14 protein-coding genes are annotated in these 18,687 nt (G+C 41.6%); 12 read left to right on the forward strand and 2 right to left on the reverse strand.

Going from position 1 to position 18,687, the window contains the following annotated elements; all coding sequences use genetic code 11:
• Positions 1 to 316 precede the first annotated feature (316 nt).
• Positions 317 to 1,573: a hemolysin family protein gene (locus tag DWX43_RS16360; protein WP_330582270.1), complete on the forward strand. Its 1,257-nt coding sequence runs from the start codon at positions 317 to 319 to the stop codon at positions 1,571 to 1,573.
• 360 nt (positions 1,574 to 1,933) lie between these two features.
• Here DWX43_RS16360 and DWX43_RS16370 read toward each other — a convergent pair whose 3' ends face one another.
• Both DWX43_RS16370 and DWX43_RS16375 read right to left on the reverse strand, forming a co-directional pair.
• The gene (locus tag DWX43_RS16370) at positions 1,934 to 3,508 is read right to left on the reverse strand and encodes a response regulator (protein ID WP_182440734.1); all 1,575 of its coding nucleotides are present in this window, start codon (positions 3,506 to 3,508) and stop codon (positions 1,934 to 1,936) included.
• Positions 3,480 to 5,261, reverse strand: coding sequence for a sensor histidine kinase (locus tag DWX43_RS16375; RefSeq protein ID WP_182440735.1), 1,782 nt, complete (start codon positions 5,259 to 5,261; stop codon positions 3,480 to 3,482). The genes DWX43_RS16370 and DWX43_RS16375 overlap by 29 nt, the downstream gene beginning before the upstream one ends.
• Before the next feature lie 285 nt (positions 5,262 to 5,546).
• Here DWX43_RS16375 and DWX43_RS16380 point away from each other — a divergent pair, with 285 nt between their 5' ends.
• From DWX43_RS16380 to DWX43_RS16430, 11 genes are all read left to right on the forward strand, one after another.
• Positions 5,547 to 6,902, forward strand: coding sequence for an ABC transporter substrate-binding protein (locus DWX43_RS16380; protein WP_118621055.1), 1,356 nt, complete (start codon positions 5,547 to 5,549; stop codon positions 6,900 to 6,902).
• 18 nt (positions 6,903 to 6,920) lie between these two features.
• A complete protein-coding gene (locus tag DWX43_RS16385; protein WP_109733608.1) occupies positions 6,921 to 7,805 on the forward strand; it encodes a sugar ABC transporter permease in 885 nt (294 codons plus the stop codon).
• Complete coding sequence (locus DWX43_RS16390) at positions 7,802 to 8,632, forward strand: carbohydrate ABC transporter permease (protein ID WP_109733609.1); 831 nt, start codon at positions 7,802 to 7,804, stop codon at positions 8,630 to 8,632. Before DWX43_RS16385 ends, DWX43_RS16390 begins: the two co-directional genes overlap by 4 nt.
• Before the next feature lie 36 nt (positions 8,633 to 8,668).
• Positions 8,669 to 9,781: an ADP-ribosylglycohydrolase family protein gene (locus DWX43_RS16395; protein WP_182440736.1), complete on the forward strand. Its 1,113-nt coding sequence runs from the start codon at positions 8,669 to 8,671 to the stop codon at positions 9,779 to 9,781.
• Positions 9,782 to 9,799: 18 nt separating this feature from the next.
• Positions 9,800 to 10,441, forward strand: coding sequence for a DUF4867 family protein (locus tag DWX43_RS16400; RefSeq protein WP_118621057.1), 642 nt, complete (start codon positions 9,800 to 9,802; stop codon positions 10,439 to 10,441).
• A gap of 6 nt (positions 10,442 to 10,447) precedes the next feature.
• Positions 10,448 to 10,993, forward strand: a complete 546-nt coding sequence (rpiB, locus tag DWX43_RS16405) for a ribose 5-phosphate isomerase B (protein WP_118621058.1) — start codon at positions 10,448 to 10,450, stop codon at positions 10,991 to 10,993.
• A 392-nt stretch (positions 10,994 to 11,385) separates the two neighbouring features.
• Positions 11,386 to 14,118: a glycoside hydrolase family 2 TIM barrel-domain containing protein gene (locus tag DWX43_RS16410; protein ID WP_118621059.1), complete on the forward strand. Its 2,733-nt coding sequence runs from the start codon at positions 11,386 to 11,388 to the stop codon at positions 14,116 to 14,118.
• Between the two features lie 191 nt (positions 14,119 to 14,309).
• Entirely contained in the window at positions 14,310 to 15,236 is a 927-nt protein-coding gene (locus tag DWX43_RS16415; protein ID WP_118621060.1) for an AraC family transcriptional regulator, read from the forward strand.
• Between the two features lie 326 nt (positions 15,237 to 15,562).
• Positions 15,563 to 16,882 carry an extracellular solute-binding protein gene (locus tag DWX43_RS16420; RefSeq protein WP_118621061.1) on the forward strand — a complete coding sequence of 440 codons (1,320 nt, stop codon included), beginning with the start codon at positions 15,563 to 15,565 and terminating at the stop codon, positions 16,880 to 16,882.
• 103 nt (positions 16,883 to 16,985) lie between these two features.
• A complete protein-coding gene (locus tag DWX43_RS16425) occupies positions 16,986 to 17,855 on the forward strand; it encodes a sugar ABC transporter permease (protein ID WP_182440740.1) in 870 nt (289 codons plus the stop codon).
• The gene (locus tag DWX43_RS16430) at positions 17,848 to 18,654 is read left to right on the forward strand and encodes a carbohydrate ABC transporter permease (protein WP_118621063.1); all 807 of its coding nucleotides are present in this window, start codon (positions 17,848 to 17,850) and stop codon (positions 18,652 to 18,654) included. Before DWX43_RS16425 ends, DWX43_RS16430 begins: the two co-directional genes overlap by 8 nt.
• Positions 18,655 to 18,687: the final 33 nt, after the last annotated feature.

The raw sequence follows: 18,687 nt of genomic DNA on the forward strand, positions 1-18,687 counted from the left end.
ATTTTCATATTGCAATACGAAAAGTTATCAAGTATAATATGATAAAATCACTGTACAAAATCATTGGAGGAATATATGAAGGACAACGCTGATAGCGACGCTGCCCCTTACCACAGTTGTAAAAAACGAAAGCATAAATATAAAGAAAAAGGCATAGCTGCGCCCTGCACACAGGGCGTGGCTGTGCCTTTTTGTTTTAGGATTCTAAAGGGGATTTCCTCCCGTGAAAAGGAGGCTGCCATGTAAGATACATTTCGAGTTATTATTTGATATAGAAAATTTAAGGCAAAAGTCAAGAAAAACAAGAAAGGATTAAATGATGGAAAGTGATAGTTTATCTTTGATTATTATTGTGTTTTGTATCATGATGTCAGCCTATTTTTCAGCTACGGAGACAGCTTTTTCTTCACTGAACCGGATTCGGGTGAAAAATATGGCGGAAAAAGGAAACAAAAGGGCTGCGTTAGTCATGCGTCTTTCTGAGAGTTATGACAGTCTCCTGTCAACTATATTGATCGGGAATAATATTGTAAATATCGCATGTGCAGCCCTAGCTACCGTGATATTTGTCAAAATGTTGGGGGATGAAGCCGGGGCAAGCGTTTCTACGGTGGTGACCACCGTTGTAGTCTTGATTTTTGGAGAGGTATCACCCAAAAGTATTGCCAAAGAATCCCCAGAAAAGTTTGCTATGTTTTCTGCACCATTTCTGAACATGTTTGTTATACTGCTCACGCCCATCAATTTCCTGTTTAAACAGTGGAAGAAACTGCTCTCCCTTGTATTCAAGACATCTAATGACCCAGCTATCACGGAAGAAGAACTACTTACTATTGTGGAAGAGGCCGAGCAGGAGGGTGGTATAGATGAACAAGAGGGAACCTTGATCCGGAGTGCCATTGAGTTTTCAGAACTGGAGGCTTCAGATATTCTGACCCCACGAATAGATGTTACGGCAGTACCTGCTGATGCAGATAAGAATAAAATTGCAGAAGTGTTTATGCAGACTGGTTTTTCCAGACTGCCAGTTTACGAGGAAACCATTGACAACATCATAGGGATTATATACCAGAAAGACTTCCATAATTACATCGCTCATACAGATAAGGATATTCAGACGATTATCCGACCCGCTTTATTCATTTCAAAAGGGAAACATGTTGGAGCATTGCTGGGTGAGCTACAGCAGAAAAAATCCCATATAGCGGTTGTATTAGACGAATTTGGCGGAACCATTGGAATTGTGACACTGGAAGATATTTTAGAGGAATTAGTCGGTGAAATATGGGATGAGCATGACAAAGTGGTTGAGGAAATCGCAAAAATATCTGAGACAGAATACCTGGTCATGGGCAGTGCCAATGTTGAAAAAGTATTCGAGATACTTGGCAGAGAGGATGAGTTTGAAGTTTTATCAGTAAGTGGCTGGGTCATGGAACAGATAGGTCAGGTCCCGGTGGAAGGGGACAATTTTATGTATGATAACCTGAAAGTACAGGTTATGTCAATGGCCGGAAAGCGGGTAGAAAAAATACGCATAACGGTATTGCCTGAGACTGCATCGGAAGAATAGAGAAAGAAAGTATATATGATATACAAAGTTATTTTGGCAAAGCCCCTGATTTTGTACTAAAACCAAAAATTATAGCAGTAAACTCAGGTTTGATATTAAAAAATGTGTGGGCGGTGTAATACCTATATCTTAAAGATAACTTTATCTGTGAGCAGCCGCATTCTCTGCCGTTCGAGGGCATTTGGACCGTGGTTAACGGTGGTGTTACAGAACAAACTTCTCATTCATGGGATATTGCTACTCAACGGTATGCTTATGAGGAGCAGGTATTTTTCCAGCTAAAAGAAAACGATTCGGTATACTTAAGGTATCATGCGGCATTAGATATTTAGAAAAGTTGGCCTCAACGAACCGCAAGATTCAGATATCCCGCGGTTCGTTGAGGAACATTTCCCTGTATTCTCTGGGAGTCAGCTGAGTAACTTTCTTAAATACAATACTGAAATACTGTGGTTCGTTAAATCCAACGTTATAGGCAACATCCGCTATCTTCCGTTTGGGATCCTTCAAGAGTTCGATAGCCTTCTGAATACGGATTTCATTTAGTATGTCAGTAAAGCTCTTTCCTGTCTCCCGGGTAATCATAGAACTAAGGTATGAGGGGGAAAGGTATACGGTCTTTGCAATATCATTAAGAGAGATATTGGTTTGGTAATTTTCTTCGATAAAGACGATTACCTTATCTATTACTGTCTGTTTCGGACTGAGCTTCAATGCCTGATATTCACTGAGATCCAGTACCAGATTAATAAAGATATCCTTCAGGTCCTGAAGTGTCTGCGCCTTGACTGCCATCTGGAAGTTACCGTATTTTTCCAGAATCAATGCCAGTTGGCGGGAATCCTCCCTCACCACTTTCTTGATGCATAAAATGGCTACAATAATAAAAGAACTTTTAATTAGGCCGATGTTCTGGTGGTACGGGGAAAACAGCTCAAAGAATAAATCGTTGGCCAGCTGCTCTAACAGAAGGCCATTGGACCGCTTGAGCAGGTCTGCGGTTTTCTGGGCAGAGAGGCTGGGCAGATTATAATCGGTAATCTGGCAGAGCCCCTCTGAATGCGTAGGAAGAAAGAAGTTTAAACTGGAATTTCCAGAGAAAAACTTTTGCCCCAGTGCCCGCATAGATTGAATATATCCTTCATGTAACTGAGAAAAACCAGTGAGCAGTGTGCTTACCCCCATTGAAGCAGAAGTCCGGAAAAAATCAGCAGTTTTGCGTTGTAAAAGGAGGAATAGTTCCTTTTGGGCAAACATGTTTTCTTCCTTCTGGTAATAAGGAAATATAATAATGAAATATCCTGAGTCCATTTTGGTAAAAAGGCAGGAATAGTCCTTTAGCATATGGCCGGCAAATATGGAAAGATTCTCCATCCTTAGGACGTTATCAGCCGCCTCCTCTCCATTATCAAAGGCAAGGGTTAAAACCTGATAACAGGATACACGTTGAAACCATGAGCTAAGCGGTGTTTCATGGAGATTTTCTGGCCGGAGACGGCCAGAAAGAAGCCCGCAGAGAAGCTGTTCTTTCTGGATTTCTAATTTCCTTCCCTCCTGTGTGTCTGTAATCCGGCTCACTAAGGAGGCAATAGCCGCCTTTAGTTCGTTATAATTAACCGGCTTCAGCATAAAATAAGCGGCACCAAGGTTAAGGGCATCCTTCGCGTAATCGAAATTACGGTGACCCGTAAGAATGATGAACTGCATATCCGGCTGCTTTTCCTTTATGTATTTTACAAAGGTAAGTCCATCAATGCCCGGCATGACAATGTCAGAGATTACAATATCAGGGGGATTCTGAATACATATTTCCAGAGCCTCCAGTCCGGATGCGGCTGTTCTGTAAAGCTCGCAGCCAAGCTTGTTCCAAGAGAACGCATTAGCTATGCTGGTGCGGATACCGTCTTCATCTTCTACCAGTAATATTTTTATCATCTTCATTCCCTTCCTTGATATAAGGTATTTTTAAATATATAGTAGTTCCTTCATTTAACTGACTTTCAATGGTGAACCCATAAGCATTTCCATAAAGGAGATGAATACGGTCCTGTATATTGTTCAAAGCGATATGGTGGCCGCCTTGAGATGCAGATGGCTGTTTTATTGTCTGCAGGATACCGCTTCGGATACCGCTTCCATCATCTTGTATAGTAATGTTTATATCAAGGCCTTCACGCCGGACAGAAAGGCAAACCTGCCCGGGGGATGGTTTCGGAGCGAGTCCGTGCGTAATAGAATTTTCCAGAAACGGCTGCAGAATCAGTTTTGGAATCCTGCAGTCCAGCAATTCTTCCGGTATATCTAATATTATACGAATCTTATCGTTATATTTGCACCTGATAATCTTACTGTACTGGCGTATATATTCCACCTCTTCCGCCAGAGTAAAAGTATTCTTGTCATCGGAATAGAGGTCTGTCTCAAGCATATAACTTAAACTGCCCAGCATATCGCAGACAGGCGTAGCTTCATATTCGTAGGCTTTCCAACTAATCAGCTGCAGTGTATTAAACAGAAAGTGGGGGTTGATCTGTGACTGAAGGGACTTAAGCTGGGCCTCCTGTCTGGCCAGACGGCTTTTGTATACACTGTTAATCAGCATATCCAGACGAGAAACCATCTTATTAAAACCCTGGTTAATCTCGGACATCTCCCTGAGGGGACTGGTTTCCGGCAGAGTAATATCCAGCTGTTCCTTTTCCACCTCCTTCATGGCAGAAACCAGTGCAGTAATCGGTTTAGTAATAAAACTGGAGAAACGAAGTATCAGGAAAATGGATATTCCAAGCAGGCACAGAGCAATTCCATAGAATACCCATGCAATCTGGTGAAATGGCTTCAATAGTGTCTGACGGTCCAAAAGAATTACACTTTTCCATTCACCGTAGGGAAAATTGGTATTAATTCTGGAGAGAGGCCGGAGTATAGCGATACCGGTGTCAGTCCTCTGCACCCCTATATCAGGTTCTAATTCCAAGTCCTTAAGAGAGCACCCTAAAAATCCGGATTCTGTGGTACAGAGAATCTGCTCATTCTGATCAGCTATGTAAAGTCGGTCAATATCCAGTGTGTTGTAAACATTGAAGCTGTACATAAGGAAGTCCGTGGAGAGCCGTACAATCATCAGCCCTGTGACCTGATAGTTTTCTTTATTGTAAACTAAGGCGGACAGCTCTAAACAGTCATTTTCAGGATTATAGCGCAGCCAGTTTACCCGGGTGGGATAGGCCAGAGCTCTCTCATAATAAATACTGTTAAAAGGGTCCGATAATGTGGTCGGCTTTGTGCCATAGTATACTGATTCACCGGTGTCTTTGATATATAAATCCAACTCCTGCAGATAATATTCATCCAGAGTTTTTGGCTGAAAATATTTTGCTACCGCTGTCTGGTACTGATATTGACAGTCTGATTGCGGCTCTTTGTGAGCTAACATAGTCAGGATATCCTCATCGTCCATCACTTCCTGAATTTTAAGGTTAAATTCTTCCAGGGCACTTTCTACACCTACATTGGCCTGAGCTAAAAAGTTGTTGCAATAATACTCTGCCTGAGATATATATAGCTGCGTGTATAGCGCATAGGGGATTATAAACAATAGGACAGAGATGATGAGTAGAAATAAAAAACTGAATGCCAAAAGGAAAAACCGTATTCTGAAAGTGACTCTGAACTTTTTTTGATTCATAAAACCCCTGCCTCCTATTAAATCTTTTTTCAGATATATTAGAATGTATTGTACCATATCAGTGAAATAAATTCCATAAAATAAATGAATTTAGTGAAAATAAACGTATAAATCTTGAATAATCAGGTAAATTATAAAATTTTACTATTTATCAAGTATCTAAAAATAATATAAAATATTACCAAAAATTGTAAATGTACTAACTATAAAAGGAATTTTATAATAGGGATATAAGAAAACCGTCAACCATAAAAACTCTAAAAAAGAGGAAGGAGATGTGAGAGTATGAAAAACATGCTTCGCAAAACAATCGTCATGATGCTTATTGTGACAATATTAGGTGGCATAACAGCATGTGGAGGTGATTCAAACAGCAGCACAACAGGAGATGATAAGGCAAAGTCCGGTGACAAAGATGGGGAAACTACAATCTCCGTTTACTGGGGAAGTCTGGAGGATGATATGCGGCAGGTGTGGTTCGACCACTTTTTCGAACCATTTATGGAAGAACATCCCGGGGTGAATATTGATTTCCAATGTCTGCCTGATGTTCAGGAAACTCTGCGCGTACAGCTTGCTGCCGGAGGCGGCCCGGATATTTTTATGTTGGACTGTTTTGATATTCCGGATTACGTTGAGGCGGGAACTCTGTTAGATCTCAGCAATTATAAAAACCAGTATAAATGGGAGGACCTAATTTATGACTGGGGACTGGATGCGGCTACTGTGGAAGGAAAGCTATACGGTGTTCCTCATTCTTCAGAGGCAACTTCCATGTATTGTAATCTGGACCTTTTAAAAGAACTGGGCTGTGATGTTCCAAAGACCCGGGCTGAATTTGAAGCAGTATGTGAAAAGGCAGCAGCCCAGGGATATATCCCGATTGAATATGGCTATTCCGGTGCGAATGAATTCCAGCAATGGATTTATGACCATTATTTGGGGAACTATGCCGGTAGAGATAATATAAAGAAACTGTTTACCGGAGAACTTAAATTTACGGATAACGAGATTAAAGGGGCGTTTGAACTGCTGAAAAAGGACTGGGATGCCGGCTGGATTAATCAGGGCCAAAGCGGTGCCATTACCAACGATGAGGCTAGAACGTTTTTCCAGAACGAACAGGCTGTATTCTGCACAGAAGGCACATGGCTTACACTGGAAACTATCTCACCGGGAAGTTTGAAATTTGACTGGGAATGCACGGTATGGCCTTCGATGAAGGATGGTATTCCGGCATCTGGTTCTGCAGGGATTGGCGCAGTTATGTCAGTGAATGCAAATACAAAACAGGCAGATTTATGTGCGGAACTGATCAATTATCTATATGAGGATGAGCAGCGGCTTGCTGATGCCATTGCAGCAGGATATCCTACGCTATGCAGAGATGTGGATGAGAACCTGTATCCGGCTGATATGGCCGATGATATCCGGAAGACTCTGGATTCTCTGGGAGATATCCTGGGGCAGGACACAGTCGGGTATGCACCTTGGTCCTCTTATCCGTCTGATACAAATATTTACATGATGAACAATCTGGATAAGGTTTATTACGGGGATTACACGGTAGAACAGTTTTGCGAAGAAGCCCAGAAGGTATTGGACAAGGAGCTGGCAGAAGGATTTGTATTTGTAGGGTAGGCTTAAGGGGGGAGAATCATGAAACAATTTGACAGAAGGAAATTAAAGGGAATGGTATTTGTACTGCCGGCGTTCTTAATCCATGTGGGCATTGTACTGATACCTGCAGTGGGAATGGTCTGGTATTCATTTACTAACTGGAATGGCCTGAAGGCACCTAAGTTTATAGGGCTTCAGAATTATGTAACTATGCTGTCGGACACTTCCTTTTTCCACGCATTAAAAAATAATTTAATCTGGATGGCGATGTTTCTGGTGATCCCTTTGGCTATAGGGCTTATACTGGCGGTGATTTTATCCAACATCAGCAGAGGGCAGATGCTTCTTCGTACCATCTATTTCCTGCCTTATGTTGTAGGGGCGGCTATTGCAGGCAAGATTTTTGCAACCTTTTACAGCCCTTATTCAGGAATTGCCTCCGTTTTTAAAGCATTGGGCATAGAGAGCCTCAGTAATTTTGCTCCTCTTGGGAATGGAAAACTGGCGCTCTATGCAGTGGCTTTTGTGGACAACTGGCATTGGTGGGGATTCGTACTGGTGCTTATGTTCTCAGCACTTCATCAGGTTGACCGCTCCCTTCTGGAGGCGGCAACTATGGAGGGCGCCGGTCCGTTAAGAAAATTTTTCAGCGTGACGGTTCCTCAGATTAAACCGACAATAATTTCCTACTTTACTTTTATTCTTATCGCATCATTTACAACTTTTGACTATGTGTGGATTATGACCCAGGGGGGACCTTCGAACGCTACAGAACTGGTATCCACATGGATTTACAGAAAGAGCTTCATATCCTATGAAGTAGGCTATGGATCCGCATTATGCACTACGGTTTGCGGGGGATGTCTGGCTATATATCTGCTCTTTACACTGGTCCAGAAGTTGAGAAGGAGGGGAGAAGTTTGAATAAAAAGAAAAAACTTGTAAAAATAGTTTCCTACTTAGTCCTGATTATGATTGCGGTAGCACAAATGGTCCCTTTGTTAGTAATGTTCCTCAACTCTGTCAGGTCTAATGAGGATATAAAAAAGAAGCTGATTGCATTTCCGGAAAGCATACATTTGGAAAATTTTATGATAGCCTGGAGGAAAGGAGGGTATCTGCAGGCATATTTGAGTAATCTGGTTATCGGTCTGGCGGCGGCAGTGATTGTACTGACGGTGACGGGACTGGCAGCTTACGGAATCGTAAAACTGGAAGCATTTGGGAAAAATGCATTCCGTACATATTTTACCGCGGGACTGTCCATACCGGGATTCGCTATCATTGCTACCTTATTCTTCATGTTCCACAAAATCGGGCTTGTGAATTCCCGTCTGGGAATGATTGTCATCTATACAGCTATTAATATTCCCTTTAACTTCATGTTTGTACATGCCTTTTTTCAGGGAATGCCTAAAGAACTGGATGAAGCCGCCAGAATAGACGGGGCAGGAGAGATACAGAATTTTTGGTATAATGTGCTGCCATTGGCGAAACCCATACTATCTACAGTTATGCTGATCGTATTTGTAAATGTATGGAACGAATTTTTATTTGCTAATACATTCCTGCAGGATGAGAACGTTCGGACAGTGGCACTCAGGTTCTATAATTTTGTAGGCAAAAATAGCGGTGATCCAGCGTATATCTATGCAGCGGCAGTAATCTCCGTGCTTCCTATCCTCATTATTTATATGCTGATGCAGGATACTTTTGTCGAAGGAATGACATCTGGCAGTGTGAAAGGATAACAGAAACCTAAGTTGTAAAAAGAAAGGATGGTATTTATGAACAAACAGACAGCGTTATATAAAAAGGTATTTGGATGTATCATGGGAGGCGTAGTGGGAGACGCTTTCGGCGGACCTGTGGAAGGGATGGATGCTGAATTTATAAGGAAGCTTCATGACGGTCCGGTAACAGATTTAATCAGCTACAAGACCCGTCCGGACGATTTTTTCATGCCAGAATCGCCCAGCGCGTATGCCTGGTCGGACCAGCCGGGAACTTATACGGATGACAGCTATTTTGCAACTGTAAATGCGCAATGCATGATTGAACATGAGGGAAGGATAACCTGTGATGAATTGGGAGACTACTGGGTAAAGCATCTGGATGTGAACAGATGCTGGTACAGCAGTGCAGCTTCCTATTGGCGGCTTGTGATGACCTATATGCCGGCACGTCAGGCAGGTGCAGGGAATATCGGGGAAAACAGCTCCGCTATGTGCATCGGACCAGTTGGAATCATAAATGCCTGCAACCCCAGACAGGCCTCTTTGGATGCCTATGATTTGATGTCTATTATACATCATGACCATTCCAGAGATGCAGCGGGAATTATTGCGGCAGCCGTGGCTGAGGCGATGAATCCTGACAGCACTGTGGACAGCGTGGTTACCGCTGCATTGGAGAATGTATCTGGCGGAAAGTGCAGTAAGATGTATCAGCCGCTTCATCTGGCGGTAAAGCTGGCAAAAGAGGCAAAGGACACGGAAGAACTCACAAAATTATACTATGACCAGCTTCTGATTGACTGGTGCGGAAGAGGCAAGCCTCTTTGTACAGACGGGCGTCATAATGACAGCTGCGAAGCATACGAGTCCATTCCATGTGCCATCGGAATGTTCTTAAACACAGCAGGTGACTTCCAAAAAACAATTATCGGTGCAGCTAACTTCGGAAGAGACTGCGATACGATTGCATGCATGGCAGGGTACATAGCAGGAGCCTTTGGGGGTATCGAGGCTATTCCCTCAAAATGGACAGATACTTGTCTCAAAGCAAATCCAGACCCCGATTTAGAACAGCTGGCGGTTGGAATGACAGAGGCACTGGTGAAACAAACACAAAGGTCTTTGGAAAATTGCAACATAATTACTAAGATGCATATGGAATAAATCAGAGAGAGGGAAGAGATGGAAAGCCACAATATATATGAGAAGAAATTCCAGAATTATGGGCGGATACTGTCGGAGTATGATTTCACAGAATTAGTTAACACATTAAGAAACCATACTCCTCTTCCTGAATCAGGGTTTGTGTATCTTAGTTCATGTAAGGAACTGGAAGCACTGACCGTATTTCCGGAACTACAGAACCGTGCATTTGGTGGGCTGCCAATGCAATTAGGATACTGCAACGGGTATAACAATACACTGAATTGTTTGGAATATCATACCTGCAGTGAACTATGTGTTATGGCAGAGGATGTAGTCCTTTTGCTGGGGCAGCGCTCTGACATTGACAGAACAGACTATACTTATGACACAGGTAAAGCAGAAGCTTTTTTTGTTCCGGCTGGTACAGGTATTGAATTATATGCGACAACGCTGCACTATGCACCGTGCAATGCTCATGCAGGTCAGGGCTATCATGTGGCAAACGGACTTCTCCTTGGGACGAACGGCCAGTGTCCGGCACTTGACAAAAAAGGAGAAGATCAATTGCTGGCAGGCTGTAATAAATGGCTGCTTGCACATCCTGATTCCCCGGAAGCAGGAGAAGGGGCATTTATTGGTTTGAAGGGTCAAAATATCAGGATCTATCAGGAAGGGTAAACGAGAATGGGAAAAAAGATTTATTTAGGAAATGATACGGCGGGTTATGAATTAAAAATGAAATGTATAGAATATTTAGAAGGAAAAAAGATTCCTTATGCAGACTGCGGCTCAGAAAATGATCCAGACATTGAATCTACAAGATATCCGTTCTTTGCCGCTAAAGTAGCTGCAGCCGTTTCAAGGGGAGAAGCCAGGTGCGGTATCCTGATTTGTGGGACCGGAATTGGAATCAGCATGATGGCAAATAAATTTAGAGGTGTCAGGGCCGCATTGTGCACAAGCACTTACTTATCAAAGATGACAAGAATGCATAATGACGCAAATATCTTATGTATGGGAGGCAAAACTATAGGAGAATGGGAAGCGCTTGATATTTTAGAAACATTTTTAAATACAGAATATGACGGCGGTTTTCATGATGGCTCTTTGAACTTAATCAAAGAGGCCGAGGAATATATGTATAACGGAAAGATATGGGAACAGGAGGCTAGAAAGATCTCTACAGGATCGTTGGCGGATGCGGAGATATTTGACAGAAGCTTGGGATAAGACAGCCAGAGAAGCTTTCCAAGTGAAAAATTTAAAACTTAACCGCAAGTATAAGATGAAATGGCGGTATGAGTTCAAGAAGAGTCTTTTATATTAATACAAACCATTTTTGAGTGCATTTGAAATAATATTCAAAGCACTCATTTTCGTTCTCCAAGTATGCATGGTTTAGTCTGGCAGGTATTAATGTTATTATTCATTTTGGATGGTCGAATATGCTCTTTTTTAGGACGTTAATAACAACAATCGAGCAACTGCTGATGATATAATGTCCCCATAAATAATATTGTCAGGCTGTAAACATGCGAAGCAGCTGAAATGCAGACCCGGCACCGATGCAGTAACGGTGCATCTGGACGACATTACTAACATAACAGTTAAAGGAGAAACATATGAGATATAACTTCGACAGAGAATGGAAATTCTCACTGGGGGATTTTGGTATAATACCGGAAGCAGTAACACATGGAGCTACCTATGAATTTACTAAGGCGGGAGGAATTACTGGAGCTGCAGCACTGGGGTTTGATGATGAACTCTGGGATACTGTTGATCTTCCTCATGACTGGCAGCATAATCAAAATTTTGACCCTGCAGCATCTGCAAATCACGGATATCGCAAAGGACTCAAGGGCTGGTATCGTAAGAAATTCTGTTTAGATGAATCCGACAGAGGGCGTGCACTTAACATAGTATTTGACGGGATTGCAGGAATATCTGATTTATACCTAAATGGAAGTAAGGTGTTTCATAATGAAAGTCGTTACAATAGCTTTAGTGTAGATATCACAGACATTGCGAATTTCGGAGCAAAGCCCAATATTCTGGCAGTGGAGGTTGATTGCAGTATCTGGGAAGGATGGTGGTATGAAGGCTCGGGAATTTACCGGCATGTCTGGCTGCAGAAAAATCCACTTGTTCACCCGGCTTATAATGGTATCTATGTACACCCTGAGCTTGATCAGGAGTTCTGGAATACTTATATCGAAACTGAGCTTGAAAACGCATCAGGTGAAGAACAACAGTACCAGTATTCCGTAACAATTTATGATGCCAAAGGACGCATATTGCAGGGTATGCAGTACAGCACCGAAGGAATTGCAAAATCGTTCGAGAAGTTCCGGATTTGCTGTGAAATGGCCATTGAGGATCCTTTATTATGGGATGTGGACCACCCATACCTATATCACTGTAAGGTGCAAGTGACAAATGGAGAAAATATGGATGAAACAGATATCCCATTTGGCTATCGTACTATTGCGGTTGATCCGGACAAAGGATTTTTCCTGAATGGCCGGGAGGTGAAGCTGCTAGGAACATGCAACCATCAGGATCATGCGGGAATCGGTGCGGCACTGCCGGATGAGGTTCAGAGATACCGTCTGCAGCTTTTGAAAGATATGGGGTGTAATGCATACAGGTGTGCCCATAATACCCCACCCCCGGAACTACTGGACTTATGTGATCAGATGGGGATACTGGTCATGGATGAAAACAGGGCATTTAGTACTGCAGAAGATGTGATGCGCCGGCTCAGAGGAATGGTAAAACGAGATAGAAACCATCCATGTGTTACAATATATTCTGTTTTTAATGAAGAACCACTACAAGGAACAGCTAAAGGAAGGAAATTGGCAAAAAGGATGGCTGCCCAAATTAAGGCGCTTGATCCGGAACGGCCCGTTCTGGGTGCATTTAACGGCGGATATATGGAGGCGGAAGGGGCAGCCACAGTATTTGACATCACAGGAATCAATTATTTTACAGACAGTTACGATGCTTTTCATGAAAAATATCCACTGCAGCCCATTGTCGCATCAGAATTAGTTTCTGCCTATTCCACAAGAGATACTTACATTGATAATGAGAAAGATCAAGTATTCAGTAACTATGATGAAAAAACAGCACCTTGGGGGGAAACGGTACGTGCAGCTAACAAGGCTGTTCTGTCGAGAGATTTCGTAATGGGAATGTTTATTTGGACCGGATTTGACTACCGGGGAGAACCGTCACCCTATGAATGGCCAAGTGTAAGCTCCCATTTCGGAATGCTAGATGTATGTGGATTCCCAAAAGATACATATTATTTGTATCAGTCATACTGGAAAAAAGAAACGATTCTTCATATTCTGCCACACTGGAACCATAAAACAGGAGAAAATGTGCGGGTGATGACTTTCTGTAACTGCGAGGAAGTGGAAATCTTTTTAAATGGTCGTTCTATGGGCAGAAAGAAAAATGAGATTTATATACAATGCACCTGGGAGCTTAAATTTGAGCCAGGCACGCTGTGTGCAACAGGGTACATTTCAGGAAAGCCTGTTATCATGGCCGAGAGGAAAACGGCAGGGGAAGCCGTTTCAATCCGGGTGGATTCCAATCGTGATTACGTAAATTACAGTACAAAGGATGCTTTAATTTTAAATATATCAGCAATCGACACATACGGTGAATTCCAGCCTTTGGAAGAGAGCTATATAGAAATAACTGCAACCGGGGCAAAATTTCTAGGAGTAGGAAACGGCAATCCTAACAGCCATGAACGCGAGGATATTAGCAGAGTCAGGCTATTCCGGGGACGCTGCCAGATTATTCTGCAGGCAGCGGCGGATCAGGACTTCCTGCGTGTAAAGTTATTTTCAGAGAAGCTGGGAAAATATAACGGGAAATGGGAAATACGCAGAGACAAGGACGAAAAGGAGATATTAAGCGCGGCGACAGTCTTTGTCAGCGGTTGGAGAATGTCCCACAAAGCAGTAAAGGAAAAACCGAAACTGCTCCTTGTTATGGACAAATCAGATATGAATACGCTGGAGCCTGTTGAATTTGAAGGAAAGGCACAGTCACAGATGGACGGAAAAGGAGGGTGGTACTGCCTTTATCGGACAACAGATATTTCTCAGGCTGATTCAGGGAAAACGCTATTTTTTAGTAAAGTGGCAGGCGATATTGAAGTTTATCTGGGCGAAGAATGTCTGACAAAAAAATCTTTCGGAATGCCGGGAGAAGTGACGGTGACACTCCCCTCTATAACACAGGAAAATTATGTGCTTTCTATCATAGTGAAAAACACGGCAACTGACCTGAAAGCAGGAATTTTGGAACCGGTGCTGCTCATTCCATAACATCTCAATATAGGATCTTTCCTTTCTGATCCATATAAAGTATAATTAAATATATAATATATGAATAAGAAATCAAGCATATAGGAAAACAAATCGAAATCTTATGAAATTGATGAATTGGATTAGTATCTGTCCAGTCAAGGAACATCAAGGAATTTCAGAAAAATCTGCTGAGAGGGAGATCGTTTTTTATGGGGAGTAGAAAAAAAGAATATGCCGAATTCCGGTTTTACGAAAAACCCAGAAAAGAACCGGTACTGGCATTGACAGGTGAGTGTTGGAATCGTAAATACGGAGAAGGAAACGAGGAACTTCATTTTCATAATATGGTTGAGATTGGGTACTGCTTTCATGGGAAAGGGCAGGTTATACTAAATAAAAAACATCATGATTATGACGATGGATTTTTTACATTTATTCCTCAAAATTATCCTCATACAACCAATAGTAGGATAATCAGTCACTGGGGGTTTTTGTATTTTGATGCTGAAGAGCTTATTTGGGAAGCCTTTAAAGGAAATATATATAAAGCAGAAAAGATACGCACAAGTATTAATAAGAATGCCTTTGTATTTTCCTCGAAAGATGTGCCTTATCTGGGGAATCTTGTGCTGATGCTTTTTGATCTAATTAGTCAGGGCGGAAATTATTCAAAAGATTCTATACGATGTTCACTGGTTAATATTATACTGCAGATACTGCGCATAAAATGTAAGGATGATCAGCCAACAGACACGGAGGGCAGGAGTAAGATTGTTTCTGCACTGGAATACATTAGTGATCACTATCGGGACGATCTTATGATTTCTGATCTCGCGGAATGCTGTCACTTAAGTGAAACGCATTTTCGACGACTTTTCCAGAATGATATGAATATGACACCAGTAGAATATATTAATCTAATCCGTGTACAGGCGGCCTGTGATTATATGAAAAAGGAAGACTGCCATATGGAAAAAGTGGCCGACAGGGTAGGCTATCAGACAATGTCTACTTTTAACAGAAACTTTAAGCAGATAGTTGGAATAAGCCCGTATCAATGGAAGAAACAGATTAATGCAGGAGCATCCAGAGAGGGTGGATATCGGGTAAGCGCCAAAAAGGGATGGGAATTTTGAAACTGGGCTGAAAAGAAAATTTCTATATTAGCAGAAGTCGTTGCTGCATAGAGAGGGTCTCTATGGGGCAGCGGCTTTTTATACATTTATCATTGTCTCAAAATGAAAATGGTCAAATTTGCTCTTTTTAAGGGCATTATTGATAACAATAGTGATGTAGCTGATGATATAATATCACTATAAAAGAACAGAAAACATGTGAGAATATAAACAATCTGCACATAATAAAGCTGTTCTAAATATATACCGGTATTACAGTTATAAATGTTATTACAACTGAAGTTAAATGGATAAAAGTAATGTACGAATTTATTGGAGGAAAAAGGATGAAAAGAAAAATTGTTGCGCTTTTACTGACAGTTGCTATGGCAGGTGGACTTGTAGCATGCGGAGGCAGTGAAAAGGCAGACACGCCAAAAGAAGAAAAAAGCAGTGAAGAGAGCGGAAATGGGGATAGTATAACCGTATGGTGCTGGGACCCGGCTTTTAGTATTGTAGCCCTTGAAGAAGCTGAAGCGATTTACCAGAAAGAGAATCCGGATTTTAAGCTAAATATTGTTGAGACACCTTGGGAGGACGTACAGACAAAACTAACTACTGCTGCAACATCCGGAGATTTAAGCACACTGCCGGATATTCTGCTAATACAGGATAATGCATTCCAAAAAAATCAACTGAGCTATCCAGATGCTTTTGTAGAACTGACAGACTCGGGGATTGATTTTAACGAATTCAGCCCTGGTAAAGTAGGTTTTTCTACAATTGACGGAAAGAATTACGGGGTTCCGTTTGATAATGGGACATGTATCGGGGGTTACAGGACAGATTATTTGGAACAGGCCGGCCTTACAATTGATGATTTTACAGATATTACATGGGAGCAGTACATAGAAAACGGCAAAAAAGTTTTAGAAGCAACAGGAAAACCTTTGATGACCCAGTATGGCGGAGAGCCGGATCTGATCTGCGAAATGCTCCAGTCTGCAGGCGAGTCCATGTTTAAGGAAGACGGCAGTGCATTTTTATCTGATAATGAAGTCTTAGAAAAAGCAATGGGTATATACGCAGAACTTGTTGAGACTGGTGTATTGCAGCAGGTGAATGATTGGAATGCTTATGTGGAAACTATTACAAAAGGTAATGTAGCCGGAACTATTAACGGCTGTTGGATCCTGGGTACGATTCAAAGCTCGGGGGATCAGGCTGGAAACTGGGCCATTACCAATATGCCAAAATTGGATGGTGTTGCTAATGCGACTAATTATTCAAGCAATGGCGGCTCCAGTTGGGCAGTAACATCTAACTCTGATAATCCGGAGCTTACAATTGATTTCTTAAAAAATACTTTTGCAGGAAGCATAGAGTTTTATGAGAAAATTCTTCCATCTACAGGTGCTTTAACTACTTATCTGCCGGCAGGTGACAGTGATGTCTATGCAGAACCACAAGAGTTTTTTGGCGGGGATAAGATTTATGAAAAGATAACACAGTATGCAGGCAAGGTTCCAAGTAATATTACAGGTATGTATTATTTTGACGCGAGGGATGCAATAGCAACCGCTCTCAGCAATGTGGTTAACGGATCTGACATACCTTCGGAACTAAAGACCGCAGAAGAAACAGTAAATTTCAGTATGGGTAAATAATAGAACCCTGATATGCTTAGAAATGGATCAGTTTGGGGGCAGACTGATCCATTCTCAAATTAAAGGAGGCAGTGGCGTGGATAATAAGAAAAAAAGAAAAAGAATGACTCTGAGCATGCGTGGGAACCTAACGGGATGGGCGTTTCTGGCACCTGGAGCAATTTTGATTTTGTTTATGAGTTTCATTCCAATCTTCAAAGCACTACTGATATCATTTCAGACAGGAGTCGGAGAGGGAATGAAGTTTAACGGAATAGGTAATTATGCCAGAATGTTCCATGATAAAGTATTTATGGAGACTTTAACAAATACCCTTTTCTACTTAATACAAATCCCTGTAATGATTTTATTCGCATTGGTGTTGGCCACAATACTGAACAAACCAAATTTAAAGTTCAAAGGATTTTTTAGAACCTGTATTTTCCTTCCATGCGCAACCTCACTGGTTTCTTATTCTCTTGTGTTTAAATCATTGTTTGCAGCGGACGGCCTGATTAACCTGGTCCTGCTGAAATCGGGAATTTTTGATATACCATATGATTTTTTGGGGCATCCATTGAGTGCAAAGATTATTATTGTCGCAGCAATGGTATGGCGTTGGACAGGATATAATATGGTCTTTTATTTATCCGGTCTGCAAAATATTGAAACTTCGGTGTATGAAGCTGCAAAAATCGATGGTGCTAATTCTTTCCAGCAATTTTGGAAAATTACAATTCCATTATTGAAGCCGACAATTGTCCTGACAGCAATTATGTCCGTAAACGGAGTTCTCCAACTATTTGATGAATCTGTGAACCTGACAAACGGCGGCCCCGGAAATGCAACTTTATCCATGTCTCATTACATTTACAATGTTTCTTTTAAGTATGTGCCGAACTTTGGATATGCGGCTGCAATGTCCTTCCTGATCATGTTATTGGTTGCAGTTATGGCATTTGTTCAGATGAAAGTAGGTGATAAACGTGATTAAGGCCAAAAGATCAGTACCATATATAATATTAATAATAGCTACAATCGTCAGTATATTTCCATTCCTATATATGGGTATATCAGCAACGAATAAAAGTATAGATATCATAAATGGTAAATTACTGCCCGGAACTTATCTTATTGAGAACCTGAAAAATCTACTGGCCAATCAGTCAGTGGGCACTGCTTTATGGAACTCCTTTAAATATGCAGTGATCCTGACCTTTATTAGCCTTCTGGTCTGCTCTCTGGCTGGTTATGGTTTTGAGATTTATCATGACAAGGCAAAAGATATGCTAATGGCCATAATTCTGCTGGCTATGATGGTGCCATTTGTGGCAACAATGATCCCTCTGTTTCAGATGTTTTCTAACGCAAAACTGCTCAATACAGCATTAGGGTTTGTGCTGCCTACGATATCAACACCTCTTATGATTATGTTTTTCAGACAGAGTGCACGTTCATTTCCTTGTGATATTATCGAGGCTGCCAAAATTGACGGATTAAATGCAATTCAAATTTTTTATCGAATGTTCATGCCGACTATGCGTTCCACCTATGCGGCGGCGGCAACAATTATTTTTATGAACGCCTGGAACAATTATTTGTGGCCCAAAGTGATTATGCTGACAGAAGAGAGTATCACAATGCCGATGCTGGTAGCAAATCTGACAGCTGGATATGTAACAGATTATGGTATGCTTATGCTTGCGGTATCTATATGTACGCTGCCTACAGTAATCGTTTTCTTTGCTTTGCAGAAAAGCTTTGCAGAAGGAATCACAGGCGCCGTTAAATAAGCATTTATTTTAGCAGATAAGAAAGAAAACAAA

It is taken from the genome of Clostridium sp. AF19-22AC, from assembly GCF_003479085.1.
GTDB classification, from domain to species: domain Bacteria; phylum Bacillota; class Clostridia; order Lachnospirales; family Lachnospiraceae; genus Faecalicatena_A; species Faecalicatena_A orotica.